The sequence below is a fragment of the Planctomycetota bacterium genome, assembly GCA_039819165.1.
GTDB lineage: Bacteria > Planctomycetota > Phycisphaerae > Phycisphaerales > UBA1924 > JAHCJI01.
On record JBCBSM010000001.1, the window covers coordinates 2,020,656 to 2,035,900 of the forward strand.

The 15,245-nt window shown below is 72.6% G+C and carries 12 protein-coding genes; all 12 read left to right on the plus strand.

Going from position 1 to position 15,245, the window contains the following annotated elements; all coding sequences use genetic code 11:
• The first annotated feature begins 137 nt into the window (after positions 1 to 137).
• Entirely contained in the window at positions 138 to 2,447 is a 2,310-nt protein-coding gene (locus tag AAFX79_08870; GenBank protein ID MEO1008666.1) for a BatA domain-containing protein, read from the plus strand.
• Positions 2,444 to 4,855: a hypothetical protein gene (locus AAFX79_08875; GenBank protein ID MEO1008667.1), complete on the plus strand. Its 2,412-nt coding sequence runs from the start codon at positions 2,444 to 2,446 to the stop codon at positions 4,853 to 4,855. Before AAFX79_08870 ends, AAFX79_08875 begins: the two co-directional genes overlap by 4 nt.
• 12 nt (positions 4,856 to 4,867) lie before the next feature.
• Positions 4,868 to 6,106 (plus strand): prenyltransferase/squalene oxidase repeat-containing protein, encoded by a 1,239-nt coding sequence (locus AAFX79_08880; protein ID MEO1008668.1) that lies wholly within the window; start codon positions 4,868 to 4,870, stop codon positions 6,104 to 6,106.
• A gap of 207 nt (positions 6,107 to 6,313) precedes the next feature.
• Positions 6,314 to 7,144 (plus strand): prepilin-type N-terminal cleavage/methylation domain-containing protein, encoded by an 831-nt coding sequence (locus tag AAFX79_08885; protein ID MEO1008669.1) that lies wholly within the window; start codon positions 6,314 to 6,316, stop codon positions 7,142 to 7,144.
• 25 nt (positions 7,145 to 7,169) lie between these two features.
• On the plus strand, positions 7,170 to 7,946 hold the full coding sequence (locus AAFX79_08890; GenBank protein ID MEO1008670.1) for a GC-type dockerin domain-anchored protein: 777 nt from the start codon (positions 7,170 to 7,172) through the stop codon (positions 7,944 to 7,946).
• An 81-nt stretch (positions 7,947 to 8,027) separates the two neighbouring features.
• Positions 8,028 to 8,801 (plus strand): GC-type dockerin domain-anchored protein, encoded by a 774-nt coding sequence (locus AAFX79_08895; GenBank protein MEO1008671.1) that lies wholly within the window; start codon positions 8,028 to 8,030, stop codon positions 8,799 to 8,801.
• A gap of 123 nt (positions 8,802 to 8,924) precedes the next feature.
• Entirely contained in the window at positions 8,925 to 9,587 is a 663-nt protein-coding gene (locus tag AAFX79_08900) for a PEP-CTERM sorting domain-containing protein (GenBank protein MEO1008672.1), read from the plus strand.
• 60 nt (positions 9,588 to 9,647) lie between these two features.
• Positions 9,648 to 10,385: an amino acid racemase gene (locus AAFX79_08905; protein ID MEO1008673.1), complete on the plus strand. Its 738-nt coding sequence runs from the start codon at positions 9,648 to 9,650 to the stop codon at positions 10,383 to 10,385.
• A gap of 31 nt (positions 10,386 to 10,416) precedes the next feature.
• The gene (locus AAFX79_08910) at positions 10,417 to 11,160 is read left to right on the plus strand and encodes an ATP-binding cassette domain-containing protein (protein ID MEO1008674.1); all 744 of its coding nucleotides are present in this window, start codon (positions 10,417 to 10,419) and stop codon (positions 11,158 to 11,160) included.
• Entirely contained in the window at positions 11,160 to 12,695 is a 1,536-nt protein-coding gene (locus AAFX79_08915) for a glycine betaine ABC transporter substrate-binding protein (GenBank protein MEO1008675.1), read from the plus strand. Before AAFX79_08910 ends, AAFX79_08915 begins: the two co-directional genes overlap by 1 nt.
• 123 nt (positions 12,696 to 12,818) lie before the next feature.
• Positions 12,819 to 14,120, plus strand: a complete 1,302-nt coding sequence (gene egtB, locus AAFX79_08920) for an ergothioneine biosynthesis protein EgtB (GenBank protein ID MEO1008676.1) — start codon at positions 12,819 to 12,821, stop codon at positions 14,118 to 14,120.
• Positions 14,117 to 15,169 (plus strand): L-histidine N(alpha)-methyltransferase, encoded by a 1,053-nt coding sequence (gene egtD, locus AAFX79_08925; GenBank protein ID MEO1008677.1) that lies wholly within the window; start codon positions 14,117 to 14,119, stop codon positions 15,167 to 15,169. The genes egtB and egtD overlap by 4 nt, the downstream gene beginning before the upstream one ends.
• Positions 15,170 to 15,245 lie beyond the last annotated feature (76 nt).

Here is a 15,245-nt window from a genome sequence, read left to right on the forward strand (position 1 = left end):
CGATTCTCATTGCCTGGTCCCGCGGCACCCATGGGCGTGCGTTGGCCGCGTGCTCACGCCCGCGGCTCGTATGGACCGTGCCCCTCCGCCCTATTGCCCGTTCCCCCTTGCCCATGGCCCTGCCGCGGAGCGGCGGCATGACCATCCTCAACCCGCTCATCCTGGGCTTCGGGCTCGCGGCCGTTGCGATCCCGATCCTGATCCACCTGCTGATGCGGCGGCGGCGCAAGCCCGTGCAGTGGGCCGCGATGCGCTTCTTGCTCGAGGCGATCCGCAAGCGACGCCGGCGGCTCCAGCTGGAACGCTGGCTGCTGCTGGCCACGCGCTGCCTCGCGCTGGCGCTGCTCGCCTTCGCCCTCGGGCGGCCGCTGCTGGGCGCGGCGGGGCTGCTGGGCGGGGGGCCGGTGACGCTCTACTTGCTGGTGGACAACTCGATCGCCGGCGACGCGCGGGACGCCGCCGGCACCGCCGCCCTGGAGCGGCACAAGGCGGCCGCCCTCGACCTGCTGCGGTCGCTGCGGAGCGGCCGGGGCGATCGCGTGGCGATCATCCCCTTGGCCGGCCCGCTCGGCGCCGACGCCACTGCCGCCGAGCGGGGCTCGGGCCTGCCCGCATCGGCGGACTTCGGCGCGGTGCAGTCGCTGGTGGAGGCGGTGCCACAGACCGAGGCCGCCGCCGACGCCGAGGGCGCGCTGCGGCTGGTGGCCGCCGACATCGCCCGCGAGGAGGCCGAGGGGCTGCCGCGGGGCCGGCGGGTCGTCGCGCTGCTGGCCGACGCGGCGGCCGGCGTGTACGACGTGTCGACCGCGACCGAGCCCATCGATGCTGGCGGGATCGCGCTGCTCGCCAGCTGGCGTCCGTCCGCCGACGCCGCACCGGGCAACACCGGCATCGCGGCCATCGAGCCCATCCGCCCGGTCGTCGTCGTGGGCGAGGGCGACGCCGTCGCGCAGGCCGCGCCCGTCCGCGTCACCGTCGAGCGCTCGGGCGACCTGGTCGACCTCGAGCGGACCGCGACCGTGCGGGTCCGCTTCGTGGATGAGCGTGGGCCGGCGGTGTGGGTCGACGGCGCCGTGCGGCTGCGGCCGGGCGAGCGGCGGGGCGCGGTGGTGCTCGACGCACCGCTGTCGGGGCGGCCCCGCGGCCTGGCCTACGTCGAGGCCATCCTGGCCGAGCGCGACGCGCTGCCCGCCGACGACCGCGCGACCACGCCCGTGGAGGTCCGCCGGCAGCTGACGGTGGCGCTCATCGCACCCGCGTCGGTCGACGACGGCGGCTTCGACCCCTCCGAACCAATCGACTGGCTGCGCGTCGTGCTCGCGCCCGAAGCCACCGGCGAGGGCGACGCGCTCGCCGACGTCGCCTTCCGCGTCATCGATCCCGCGCTCATCGACGCGGCGCGGCTGCTCCGCGTCGATGCCGCCTTCGTGCTGCGGCCCTCGGCGGTGCGGCCCCGCGGGTGGCGGACGCTGGCCGAGTGGGCGGCCGCCGGCGGGCTGGTCGCCCTGTTCCCCGATCCCGATGCCACGGCGGCGGCGTGGCAGCGCGAGGCGATGCGCGCCCTCGGGCTGCCCTGGAGCATGGGCCCCGACGCCGCCGAGCACGAGGCGCCACGCACCCTCGCCGTGCCGGCCACCGACGATCCCGCGGGCCTGCTGCGGCTGGTCGAGGGCGAACTGCCCGACCTGCTGCGGCCGGTCTCGGTCTTCCGCTCGATGCCGCTGTCGGCGGGCGGCGGCGACGGCGGAGCCATGCTCGTCTTCGAAGACGGCCAGCCCGCGGCGCTCGCCGGCCGCCCGGGGGCAAGCAGCACCACAACCGGCGCCGCCACGGGCCGTGCGGGCCGCGGCGTGGTGGTGGCCTTCGCCGTGCCGCTGTCGGCCGACTGGACCGATCTGCCCGCGCGGCCCGTCGTCGTGCCGCTGGTGCAGGAGCTCGTCCGCGCGGGCGTCGGCGTGGCGCGCGGGGCCCGCGTCGCGGTCGCGGGAGACCGCCCCGCCGCGCCGCCGGCCGCCGCCCTCCTGCGCGCCACCCGAGACGATGCCAGACCGCCCCAGCCCGACGTCGCCGTGCAGGACGGCGCGGGCGTGCGGCCCATCCGCCGCGCGGGCACCTGGACGGCCCTCGACGCCTCGCTGCGGCCGCTCGGGCTGGTCTCGGTCACCCCCGACGTCGCCGGCGCCAACCGCGACGCCGTGGCGCGGGCCCAGGTCGGCGGGTGGCTGGGCGACCTCGCGGGCGGCGAGCCCATGTGGCTCGGCGAGGACGGCGGGCTCGACCCCGCCGACGCGCTGGCCGAGAGCGAGCCGCGGACGCCCATCAGCTTCGCGCTGCTCGTGGCGGCGCTCGCGCTGCTGGCGATCGAGACGATCCTCGCGCGGCTGTTCAGCCACGCCGACGCCCTGGAGCAACGGCCCGCCGCACCGGGGCTGGGGGTGGCGGCATGAACGCGTGGACGCCGCTCGTGGGCGCGCTCTCGCGGGTGTTCGGCCTGCGGGAGCTTGGCTTCGGCGACGAGGGCGTGGCGCTCGCGTTCGAGCGTCCGCTGCCCGGTTGGGGCTGGACGCTCGCCATCGCCGGCTGCATCGCGCTGGCGGCCTGGAGCTACCGCCGGCTGGATGCACCGAGACCCGCCCGATACGCACTGGCGGCGCTGCGGCTGCTGACGCTCGCGCTCGTGGTGCTGCTGGTCACCGGCCCCAAGCTCGAACGCCCCAACGAGCGCGTCGAGCGCGACTGGGTGGTCGTGCTCGTCGACCGATCCGTGTCGATGCGGGTGGCCGACGCGCCCATGGTCGGCGGCGCGGGGCCGCGGGCGACCCGCGAAGAGCAGCTGCGGGCCGCCATCGAGCGGCACTGGCCAACCTTTGCGGGCATCGCGGAGGATCGCGAGCTGGTGTGGCTCGGCTTCGATGCGGCGGCGTTCCAGCTGCCGCTGGATCCGGCCGCCGGCGAAGACCCGGGCGCGCTGGCCCCGCCCGACGGGCGGCGCACGGCGCTCGGCGCGGCGCTCACCGCCGCCGTCGGGCGTGCCGCGGCGCGGCCGCTATCGGCGATCGTCGTGCTCAGCGACGGCCGCTCGGTCGACCGCCCGCGGACCGCGACGCTCCGCCGCCTCGCCGGCGAGCGCGTGCCGGTGCACGTGGTGCCGCTGGGCAGCCCGAGCGAGGCCACCGACGTCGCGGTGGTCCAGGCCGTCGGCCCCGAGGCCGCCTTCGCCCGCGACCAGATCCCCGTTGCCGTCACGCTCGAACGCCGCGGGCCTGCGGCGGCCTCGGGCGGCGTGCTGCGGCTGCTCGACGCGCGCACAGGGCAGGTCATCGACGAGCAGCGGATCGACCCCACCGACCCCCGGTGGGACGCCGACGCCATCGAGGCCACGCTCACCGGCGCCTGGCCCGCCGACGGCGAGGTCCGCTGGGCGGCCCGCTTCGTGCCCGACACGCCCGACCTGCTGCAGGAGAACGACGCAGCCACGCTCGACATCCGCATCGTCGATCGCCCGTTGCGGGTGCTCTATATCGACGGCACGCCGCGGTGGGAGCGCCGCTTCCTGACGCAGATGCTGCTCCGCGAGAGCAGCATCGAATCCAGCTCGATGCTGCTCGCCTCGCGGCGGTCGTTCATCGAAGAGGGCAACGTCACCATCGGCTTCCCGCCCAGCCGCGACGAGGACTGGGCCGAGTACGACGTCATCGTGCTCGGCGACGTCCGCTCCACGCTCTTCAGCACCGAGCAGCTCGACCAGATCCGCGAGCACGTCGCCGCCCGCGGCGCGGGACTCTTGTGGATCGGCGGCGAGGCATCGACGCCGGCGAGCTGGCGGGGGACGCCGCTCGAGGACCTGCTGCCGTTCCGCCTCGACGAGGGGCGCGGCGTCGGCCGCGTTCCCGGCGATGTCGTGCTCGCTCGCACCGACGCGGGCGAGCGCCTGGGCGTGCTGCGGCTCGACGAGCAGCTCGCCGGCTGGCCGGACTACCTGAGCGATCCGGCGACGGGCTGGTCGCGGCTGCGGTGGGCCCAGCGCATCGCCGAGGGGGCGCTCAAGCCCACGACCGAGATCCTCGCCACGCTGCGCGACGCCCGCGGCCCGGCGCCGGCGTCGGCCGACGCCACCACGCCCGGCGTGCTCACCATGCCCTACGGCGCGGGCCGCGTGGTCTACGTCGCCACCGACGAGATCTGGCGGTATCGCTACGGCCGGGGCGAGCCGCTCTTCGAGCGCTTCTATCTGCCGCTGATCCGGCTGCAGGCCCGGGGCCGGCTGGCGCGCTCGGGCGTGGACGCCGCGCTCGCCGTCGCGCCGAGGCCCGCCATCGTCGATCGGCCCACCCGCATCGAGGTCCGCCTGCTCGAGCAATCGCTCGTCGATCTGCGGCTGCCCGCGGTGAGCGCCCGGGTGCGACGGATCGATGCGCCGGAGGGCATGGGACCGGCCGACGGCCGCTCCATTGCCCTTGCCATCGAGGACACCGGCGCACGACGAACGCTCGCCCAGGGCTACGCCGCCAGCTGGCTGCCGACCGAGCCGGGCCGCTACGAGGTCACCGTCGACGAGCCGGTACTCGCGCCCCTCGCGCTCCGCGCGGAGGTCGAGGTGCTGCTCGAAGGCGACGAGCTGCGCGACCCCGCGGCCGACCACGCGCTGCTCGAAGAGCTCCGGGCCGAGACCGGCGGCCGCGCCTTCACGATCGACGACCTCGACCAGCTCCCGGACGCGCTGCCGCGGCGGGAGGTCATCATCGCCGGCACGCCCGACACCGAGCCGCTGTGGGATCGGCCCATCGTGCTGCTCACGCTGCTGGTGCTGCTGGCGGCCGAGTGGATCGGGCGGCGGATGGTCCGGCTGATATAGGAGGCAATGGCAATGGGCATCGGGCAATGGGTTGGTATTGCGGCATCGCTGGTCGCCGTCGCGCTGCCGGAGACAGCGAACGCGCAGGACTCTGCGGTCACCCAGACCGGCGGCCAGCTCTCGCCGGCGCACTACGAGCGGGCCCTGCTCGTCCGCGAGCGCGCGATCGAGTACCTCCTGAGCCAGCAGGACGACGCCACCGGCGGCTGGCGGGTGCCCGAGCGCGGGCCGGCCTTCCCGGCCATCACCGGCCTGGTGCTCATCGGCCTGACCGGCGACCCTGCGGGCCCCATCGAGCCCATGAGCACCCGCGAGGGCCCGGCCAAGCGCGGCTTCGACTTCGTGCTGAGCAACATCCAGCCCGACGGCGGCATCTACGACGCCATCTTGGCCAACTACAACACCGCCATCTCGCTCGCCGCCCTGCCCCGCAGCGACGACCCCGCCGCCCGCGCCGCCATCCCCGCCGCGCAGGCCTTCCTCAAGAGGCTGCAGTACCACGAGGATGCCGCCGACAACCTGCCCGGTGAGGTTCGACGAGTCGATGCGAGCCATCCCTTCTACGGCGGCGTGGGCTACGGCGGCAGCGGCCGCCCCGACGGCAGCAACATGCACATGTTCATGTGGGGCCTCGAGGCCAGCGGCGTCGACCACACCGATCCGGCCGTGCAGCGCGCCATCGCCTTCCTCGAGCGCATCCAGATGGACGACCGCGTCAACGACATGGACTACGCCGAGGGCTCTCGCCAGGGCGGCTTCATCTATGCCACGGGCCCCACGGGCGACCAGGCCGGCGTCGGCGAGAGCAAGGCGGGCACCATCGAGGAGACGCTCAGCGACGGCTCCACCGCAAGCCGCCTGCGCGCCTACGGCTCGATGACCTACGCCGGCTTCAAGAGCTACGCCTACGCCAAGCTGCCCGCCGACGACGTCCGAGTCGCCGCCGCGTGGGACTGGATCCGCCGCAACTACACGCTGGCCGAGAACCCCGGCATCGGCACCGACGGCTTCTATTACTACATGCTCACGTTCGCCCGCGCCCTGGACGCCACGGGCGAGCCCACCATCGACACCGTTGCTCCCGACGGCTCGACCGAGCGGGTGAACTGGGCCAACGACCTCGTCGACCGCCTGGCCGACCTGCAGCGCGGCGATGGCAGCTTCCGCGTGCTGGACGACCGCTGGATGGAGAACGACCCGGTGCTCATCACGGCGTACTGCCTGGTGGCGCTGGGGGAGGTGCTGGACTAGAGCACCGGGGCATCGACCGCCCCCAGCCCAGTCCTGGCCCCGTCCACCGCTTCCCGGACCACGCCCCGCCCCCGCCTCCTGATTTCCCCTTTCTTCGAGAAACGGAGCATCGACTCCGCCCGCTATCTCGTAATACCCTTGAGAGTTCATTCTCTTTATTGAGAAGCTTCTGAGAAGCTGAGAGCCAATCGAGAAAACGAGAAGGCAATGAGAACCGACCGTGTCGGCTTCGCCATCCCGGCCCCCCGCTATCGCGGCTTCACGCTCATCGAGCTGCTGGTCGTCATCGCCATCATCGCGTTGCTCATCGGCATCCTGATTCCCGCTCTGGGCAGCGCCCGCGGGGCGGCCCGGGCGGCGGTGTGCCTCTCGAATGTTCGACAGCTAGGCATCGCCCACACGCTGTACACCGGCGACCACGACGGAGCGTTCATCGACGCCGGCCTGGCCCACGGCGGCAGCATCGCCGACCTGCCAAACGCCTGGCCCGTGACGCTGGCCGAGTACGCCGAGGACGGCATCGCGCTCCGCTCGCCGGGCGATCGCAGCCGCTTCTGGGCGATCGAGGAGGGCGGCGACTTCGAGGGCCTGACGCTGGCCGAGGGGCTGCGGCGGGTGCGGGCGGGCGAGACCAGCCTGGGCGCCCCCATCGCCCGCTGGACGAGCTACGGGCTGAACAACTACACCACCCGGGGTGTCGCGCCCTCCTTCGACGAGACCTACGACGCCGACCACAAGATCGACCGGCCCTACGCCACCGTGCACTTCCTCATGATGACCGAGGGCGACGTGCGGGGCAGCGAGGACTTCGCCCGATCCGACCACATCCACGCCGAGGACTGGGGCTCGGCGCCGGGTGGCCGGGTGCCGCAGCGGGCGGCGCTGGAGGCCGAGATCCACGCGCACGGCGGCGAGCCGACGCAGTGGAACGCGAAGGCCAACTACGGCTTCCTCGACGGGCACGCGGGCACGCTGTCCATCGAGGAGGTCTACCTCGATTACGACCGCAACAAGTTCGACCCGGCCGTCGCGCAGTAGGCCGGATACGCAAGGGGACACTTCCATGCATCGCACAGCCTTTATTGCCGCGTGCTCGACGCTCCTGGTTGCCGGCGCCGCGCACGCCCAGCTGCACGACACCGACATCGCCATCCGCGAGGCCGGCGGCATCATCGAGACCGGCCGCGTCGACGCGGCCACGGGCGCGCCGATCTTCGGCGACCGCGTCTTCGCCGGCGAGTTCGGCGAGCTGCCCGATTGGACCAACGACCCGGGCTTCGATTCGGAGTCGGGCGCCTTCGCGCCGGACCTGCAGATCGGCTTCACCATCCAGGGCCCGCTGCTGGAGTGGGACGGCGACGCCTTTACCGATGTCGCCGACGAGCGGATCCTGATCAGCAAGGGCCGCACCGAGATCGAGACGCCGCTGTCCGGCTCGGCGGTGGGCTTCACCTTCGGCGACACCGGCACGACCGGCCGCTTCCACCACCACGTGGGCTACGAGCTGCTGGCGCCGGCCGCCAATGGGCTGTACCTGCTCGAGCTGACGCTGTGGATCGGCGATGCCGGCGTGAGCGAGAGCGAGCCGTTCTTCATCGTTTTCGACCAGAACGCCGACCCGAGCGAGCTGGCCGAGGCCCGCCAGTGGGTCGAGGACACGCTGCTGGGCGGCACCTGCGCCGCCGACATGGACGGCGATGGCAGCCTGTCGATCTTCGACTTCCTGGCCTTCCAGAACGCCTTCGACGCCGGCGATCCGATCGCCGACTTCGACGGCGATGGCAGCCTGACCCTGTTCGACTTCCTGGCGTTCCAGAACGCCTTCGATGCGGGCTGCTAGCCACAGGTTGCCCGCCCGCAGTTGACGTATCGCCCCAAGAACCCCCCGCATCAGAGCAAACACGCCCAAGGAACCCACGCCATGAAGACCCGCACCACCACCTGCATCATCCTCGCCGCCGCCGCAACCGCCGCAACCGCCCACGAGGGTGACGTCGGCCTGGCCATCATCGATGGCGTTATCGTCACCGGCATCGTGGAGGACGGCCCCGGCGGCGAATTCGTCGTGCCGGGCGAGCGCGTTTTTGCCGCCGAGTTCGACCTGCTGGGCACCGACGTCTACGCCGACGAGCCCGGCCTCTTCGCCGAGGCGGGCACCTTCCCCGACAGCCAGCTCAGCTTCGAGTTCGCCGGACCGGTCCGCCGCTGGAACGGCACGTCGTTCGACGATGTGCCCGCACCTGAGACCATGACCCTCGAGTTCGGCCCGCTGAGCGCCACCAGCCCGCTGTCGGGCAGCGCCCCGGGCTTCGGCATCAACGTCGGCCCCGCCGGCTTCGACGAGCACTACGACTTCTTCCTCGACGCGCCGGCTAACGACGGCATCTTCCTGGTGGGCATCAACCTGTCGAGCGATGATCCCGGCATCGGCGCCGCCGAGACCACCTACCTGGTGTTCAACTGGAACCTGCCCGAGTCCGAGCACGACGCCGCCGTCGAGTACGTCGAGGACACGCTGCTGGGCAGCACCTGCGCCGCCGACATGGACGGCGACGGCGTGCTCACGCTGTTCGACTTCCTGGCCTTCCAGAACGCCTTCGACGCCGGCGATCCGATCGCCGACTTCGACGGCGATGGCAGCCTGACCCTGTTCGACTTCCTGGCGTTCCAGAACGCCTTCGGCGCCGGCTGCTAGCGCCGTATCTCGCAGGAGCCCCCCGACCATGCGGCGAGGTCCGCCGCATCGCACACGCCACGGACACGGGCACGCATCGAGACCCATCCAATCGAGAAGAGAGAGCGAACAGAGGGACCCACCATGCAGAAGCGCACCATCAGCATCATCGCCGCCGCCGCTACGGCCACCGCCGCCTCCGCCCACGAGGGTGACGTCGGCCTGGTCATCATCGACGGCGCCATCGTCACCGGCATCGTCTCGGACGGCCCGGGCGGCGAGTTCGTCATCCCCGGCCAGCGTGTCTTCGCCGCCGAGTTCGGCCTGCTGGGCACCGACGTCTACGCCGACGAGCCCGGCCTCTTCGCCGAGGCGGGCGTCTTCCCGGACAGCCAGCTGAACTTCGAGTTCGATGGCCCGGTCCGCCGCTGGAACGGCACGTCGTTCGACGACGGCCCCGCGCCCGAGACCATGACCCTCGAGTTCGGCCCGCTGAGCGCCACCAGCCCGCTGTCGGGCAGCGCCCCGGGCTTCGGCATCAACGTCGGCCCTGCCGGCTTCGACGAGCACTACGACTTCTTCCTCGATGCGCCGGCCGACGACGGCATCTTCCTGCTGGGCATCAACCTGTCGAGCGATGATCCCGGCATCGGCGATGCCGCCACCACCTACCTGGTGTTCAACTGGAACCTGGACGAGTCCGAGCACGACGCCGCCATCACCTACGTCGAGGATGTCATCATCCCCGCGCCGGGCACGCTGGCGCTGCTGGGCCTGGGCGGCCTGGCCCTCCGCCGCCGCCGCTAGCACCGCGGACCCACATCCACGTCTTCCATGGGGCTCCGGCGGGAGCCCTATTTTGTGCGCATGAAGACGATCGGCATCGCGGCGCACAGCGCCGAAGGCGGCGCGCTGTGCTTCCGGGCCGCCTGCCGTGCGGGCGCGGACGCCCTCGGCGAGCACATGCATCCCGGCATCGTGCTCAGCGCGATCCCGATGGGCCTGAGCATGCCGGCCTGGAACGCCGGCGATCACGCCGCGGTCGCGGATCACCTGTCCCGGGGCGTTCGCCAGGTGGCCGACGCGGGCGCGGACTTCTTCGTCTGCCCGGACAACACCGCGCACATCGTGCTGGAGGCCATCGCCGGCGATCTTCCGCTGCCGGGCCTGCACATCGCCCACGTCGTCTGCCACGAGATCGCCCTCCGGGGCTGGACGCGCGTCGGCCTGCTGGGCACCAAGTGGACCATGACCGGACCGGTGTACGAGCGAACGCTCGCGGACCGCGGCATGGAGCGACTCATCCCCGACGACGCGGCGCGGCTCGCGCTGGACGCCGCGATCTTCGACGAGCTGTGCAACGGCGTGTTCCGCGAAAAGACCACCACCCGCTTCCGCGGCGCCATCGACGACCTCCGCGAGCGGGGGGCCGAGTGCGTCATCCTCGGATGCACCGAGATCCCGCTCATCATCAACGAGGCCAACGCGTCGCTGCCGGTGCTCGACTCGACACGGCTGCTGGCCGCGTACGCCATCGACGTGGCGCTGGATCCCGAGCCGCTCGCGGCGACGCGGGGCTGGCTGCCGATTCCGCCGGCCCGCTAGCCCAACGGCGGCCGCAGCCGTACGCTGCGGCGTGTTCGCGCTGCGGGGCGTCAGCAAGGGCTTCGGGGGCACGCCCGTGCTCGACGCGATCTCTCTGGACATCGAGCCGGCGTCCACCGTCGCGCTCATCGGGCCCAGCGGCTGCGGCAAGTCGACGCTGCTCAAGCTCCTCAACGGCCTCCTCACGCCGGACTCGGGCGGGGTGCTCTTCGACGGGGCCCCCATCGCCGACGACCCGCGCGCCGCCCGCCGCCGCATCGGCTACGTGGTGCAGGAGGGCGGCCTGTTCGCGCACATGACCGCCGCCCAGAACGCGACGCTGCTGCTGCGACGCACCGGCACGAGCGGCCGCCGCGCCCGCGCGCGGGCCGAGGCCCTCGCCGAGATCGCCCGCTTCGACGCCGACCTGCTCGACCGCTACCCGCAGGAGCTCAGCGGCGGGCAGCGGCAGCGCGTGGCGCTCATGCGGGCGCTCGCGATGGACCCCGAGGCGCTGCTGCTCGACGAGCCCCTCGGCGCCCTCGACCCGATGATCCGGGCCGACCTGCAGGACGAGCTCCGCGACCTGTTCGCCCGCCTGAACAAGACGGTGGTGCTCGTCACGCACGACCTGGCCGAGGCGCACTACCTCGCCCGCAGGGTGGTGCTGCTGCACGAGGGCCGCATCGTGCAGGACGGCCGCCACGCCGAACTGCTCGGCTCGCCCGCGACGCCCTTCGTCCGCGCCTTCGTGACGGCGCAGCGGAAGATCCACGAGCTAGCGAGGCCGGGCTGATGCGTCGATGGGCGGCCTGGATCGTGCTGGCCTTCGTGGTAGTCACCGCCGGGGTGCTCGCCGCCGTTGGGCTGCGTGCGGCGCTGGTGCGTCCGGATGTCGTGGTGGGCTCCAAGAGCTTCACCGAGAGCGTGATCCTGGGCGAGATCGCCGCCGAACGGGCCCGCCGCGCCGGGCTCACCACCGAGCACAAGGCATCCATCCGCGGCACGCGGCTGGTGTACGAGGCCGTCCGCAGCGGCGCCGTCGACGTCTACGCCGAGTACACCGGCACGCTGGCGCAGGAGATCTTCGCCGATCGCGACATCGAGTCCATGGACGACCTCCGCGCCGCGCTCGCCGAGGCCAGCCTGGCGATGACCGAGCCCATCGGCTTCAACAACACCTACGCCATCGGCGTCATGCCCGAGACCGCCCGGCGGCTGGGCCTGCGCACCACCAGCGACCTGCGCAACCACCCGGACCTCACCCTCGGCTTCACCAACGAGTTCATCGAGCGAGAAGATGGGTGGGGCGCGCTCCGCGGGGCCTACGGCCTCCCGCAGGCCGACGTGAAGGGCCTGGACCACGACCTGGCGTACCGCGCGCTGGCATCGGGCGCCATCGACGCCAAGGAGCTATACACCACCGACGCCAAGATCGCGGCGCTGGGCCTGGTCGTGCTCGAGGACGACCGGGGCCACTTCCCCCGCTACGACGCGGTCTGGCTCTACAACGCCGACCTGGAACGCCGAAGGCCCGAGATGGTGGCGGCGTTGCACGCCATGACCGGCATCCTGGACGAGGCGGCGATGGTGCGGCTGAACGCCCGCACCGAGATCGACGGCGTCGAGGAGTCCGTCGTCGCCCGCGGCTTCCTCGCGGAACTGCTGGACGAGACCCGCGACCCGGCGGGCGCGCCGGCCGAGTCGCGCACCGCACGGCTGCTCGAGACCACCCGCGAGCACGCGGTCATGGTGGCCGCGTCGATGCTCGCCGCCATCGCGCTCGCCGTGCCGCTGGGCGTGCTCGCCGCGCGCAGCCGGCTGGTCGGCCAGATCGTGCTCGGCGCCAGCGGGCTGCTGCAGACGATCCCGAGCATCGCCATCCTCGCGCTGCTCGTCAGCCTGCTGGCGATGGCCAACCAGTTCCCTGCGATCGTCGCGCTGTTCCTCTACAGCTTGCTGCCCATCGTGCGCAACACGCACGCCGGACTCGTGCAGATCCCCCGCGCGGTGCGCGATAGCGCGCAGTCGCTCGGGCTGCCGCGGCCCTGGACGCTGCTCGACGTCGAGCTGCCGCTCGCGCTGCCGTCGATCCTCGCGGGCATCAAGACGGCGATCGTCATCAACGTCGGCACGGCGACGCTCGGGGGGTTCGTCGCCGCGGGCGGCTACGGCGAGCCGATCTTCGCGGGGATTCGCCGCGACGACGCCGGCCTGATCCTCGAGGGCCTCGTGCCCGCGGCGCTCATGGCCATCGTGCTCACGCTGCTCCTCGATGCGCTCGAGTTCGTGCTCGTGCCACGGGGATTGCGCGCAACGCGTGCTGGCTAGCGCACGCGCCCGGTATTCTCGGAACACGCCGCGGCCCCGCTTTTCCATGGGCGCACGCGACTTGGGGCATGCCGCCCCCTAGGCTGCGGCGAAGGCCCACGCCGGAAGGGAGCAGTCGTGGCCATGACCATCGCGACGCAGCCGCTCGCCGGCGCGTCGCTCGCCGACCGCTACCTCGCGGTCCGGCGGACCACCGACGCACTGCGTGCCCCGCTCACGCCCGAGGACTGTGTCGTCCAGTCCATGACCGATGCCTCCCCGGTCAAGTGGCACCTGGGGCACACCACTTGGTTCTTCGAGCAGTTCGTGCTGCGCCGCTTCACGCGGCAGGCCGAGTCCTTCGACGCGTGCTTCCCCTACATCTTCAACAGCTACTACACCCGCGTGGGCGACCGCCAGCCCCGCGCCGAGCGGGGCATGATCACCCGGCCCTCGCTCGACCGCGTGCTCGAGTACCGCCGCGTCGTCGACGAGCGCATGCTCGAGTTGCTCTCGCGCGATGCGCTGCCCGAGGAAGCCGCGCGCATCACGCGCATCGGCCTGAACCACGAGCAGCAGCACCAGGAATTGCTGCTGACAGACGTGCGGCACGCGCTGTGGTGCGGCCCGCTGCAGGCGCCCTACGACGCCGACCCCTGCCCGCCGACGACCCTCGCCGCGCCGCTGGAGTGGGACGAGTTCGAGGCCGGCCTGCTGTGGGTGGGCTACGACGGCACGGGCTTCTGCTACGACAACGAGCAGCCCGCGCACAAGGTGTTCCTGCGGCCCTTCGCGCTGGCGTCCCGCCATGTCACCTGCGGCGAGTACCTCGCCTTCATGGCCGACGGCGGCTACGCCCGCGAGGACCTCTGGCTCGACGAGGGCGCCGCCGCCGTCCGCGCGCACGGCTGGGAGGCGCCCATGTACTGGCGCCGCGACGGCGACCAGTGGCTCGTGTCCACGCTGCACGGCGAGCGGCCCGTGGACGCCGACGAGCCCGTGACCAACGTGGGCTTCTTCGAGGCCGAGGCCTTCGCGCGCTGGGCGGGCGCGCGGCTGCCCACCGAGTCCGAATGGGAGGCCGCCTGCCTCCGCGCCGCGGAACGGACCAGCGCCGACTGGCGCCACATGGTCGCGCAGGGCCAGATGCTCGAGTCCGGCTGGCTGCACCCCAGGGCCGCAACGCCCGCCGACGCCGCGCTGCACGGGCTCTTCGGCACCGTCTGGGAGTGGACCCGCAGCGGGTACGACCCCTACCCCGGCTACGCGCCTGAGGCGGGCGCGCTGGGCGAGTACAACGGCAAGTTCATGAGCTCGCAGTACGTGCTGCGGGGCGGATCGTGCGCCACGCCCGCGAGCCACATCCGCCCCACGTACCGCAACTTCTTCCATCCCACCAAGCGGTGGCAGTTCTCGGGCATCCGACTCGCGAAGGACACGCATTGACCACCAAGCCCGCCGACAACGCGGCGGACCTGGCCCCGCGCCAGGCCGTCGTTCTCGACATTGCGCCCGAGGCCGACGAGCCCGCCGGCAAGGAAGCCGGGGGCCGCGAGGCCGAACTGGAGGCCTTCCGCGTCGACGTGCTCGCCGGCCTCGCCAGGCCGCAGAAGGCCATCCCCAGCAAGTACCTCTACGACGCCCGCGGAGCGGAGCTCTTCGAGCGGATCACGCGGCAGCCCGAGTACTACCCCACCTCTACCGAGATGGACCTGCTGGAGCGGCACGGCGCGGACATCGCGCGGCGCATCGGCCCGGGCGCCACCATCGTGGAGCCCGGCAGCGGCGCGGGAGACAAGGTTCGCCTGCTGCTGGGGGCGCTCGAGAAACCCGCCGCCTACGTCCCGGTCGACATCGCCAAGGACCAGCTCCGCGCCGTCGCGCATCGGCTCAACGAGCACTTCGCGGGCATCCGCGTCATCCCGCTGTGGGCCGACTTCACCCACCATATCGAGGTGCCCGACGCCGTCGCGTGCCTCCGGCCCCGGCTGGTCTTCTTCCCCGGCTCGACGATCGGCAACTTCCTCCCCCTCGCGCAGCAGGAGCTGCTGGCGGTGCTGGCCGAGCTCGCGGGCGGCGACGGCGCCCTGCTCGTGGGCTTCGACCGCATCAAGGACCTGTCGGTGCTCGTGCCCGCCTACGACGACGCCGCGGGCGTCACCGCCGAGTTCGAGCTCAACCTGCTCGATCGCATCAACCGTGAGCTGGGGGGCGACTTCGACCGCGAGCTGTTCGCCTACCGCGCGTCGTGGAACGAGCGGGAGCGATGCATCGAGATGCACCTCGTCGCCAAGACCGCTCACCAGGTCGAGGTCGCGGGCCGCACCTTCCGCTTCGAGCAGGACGAGACCATCTGGAACGAGAGCTCGTACAAGTACGACGACACCCGGATCGCCGACCTTGCGGCGACCGCCGGCCTCCGCGTCGCCGATGCGTGGACCGATCGCCGGGGCTACTTCACCCTGGCACTACTCGAGCCCGACGCGTCGAAGTAGAGCCGATTCCAGCCAGACGCAGTGCGGGCGTCCGCCCAGGCCCGCCGGATTGACTCCGGCGCGGCCGTACGAGAGC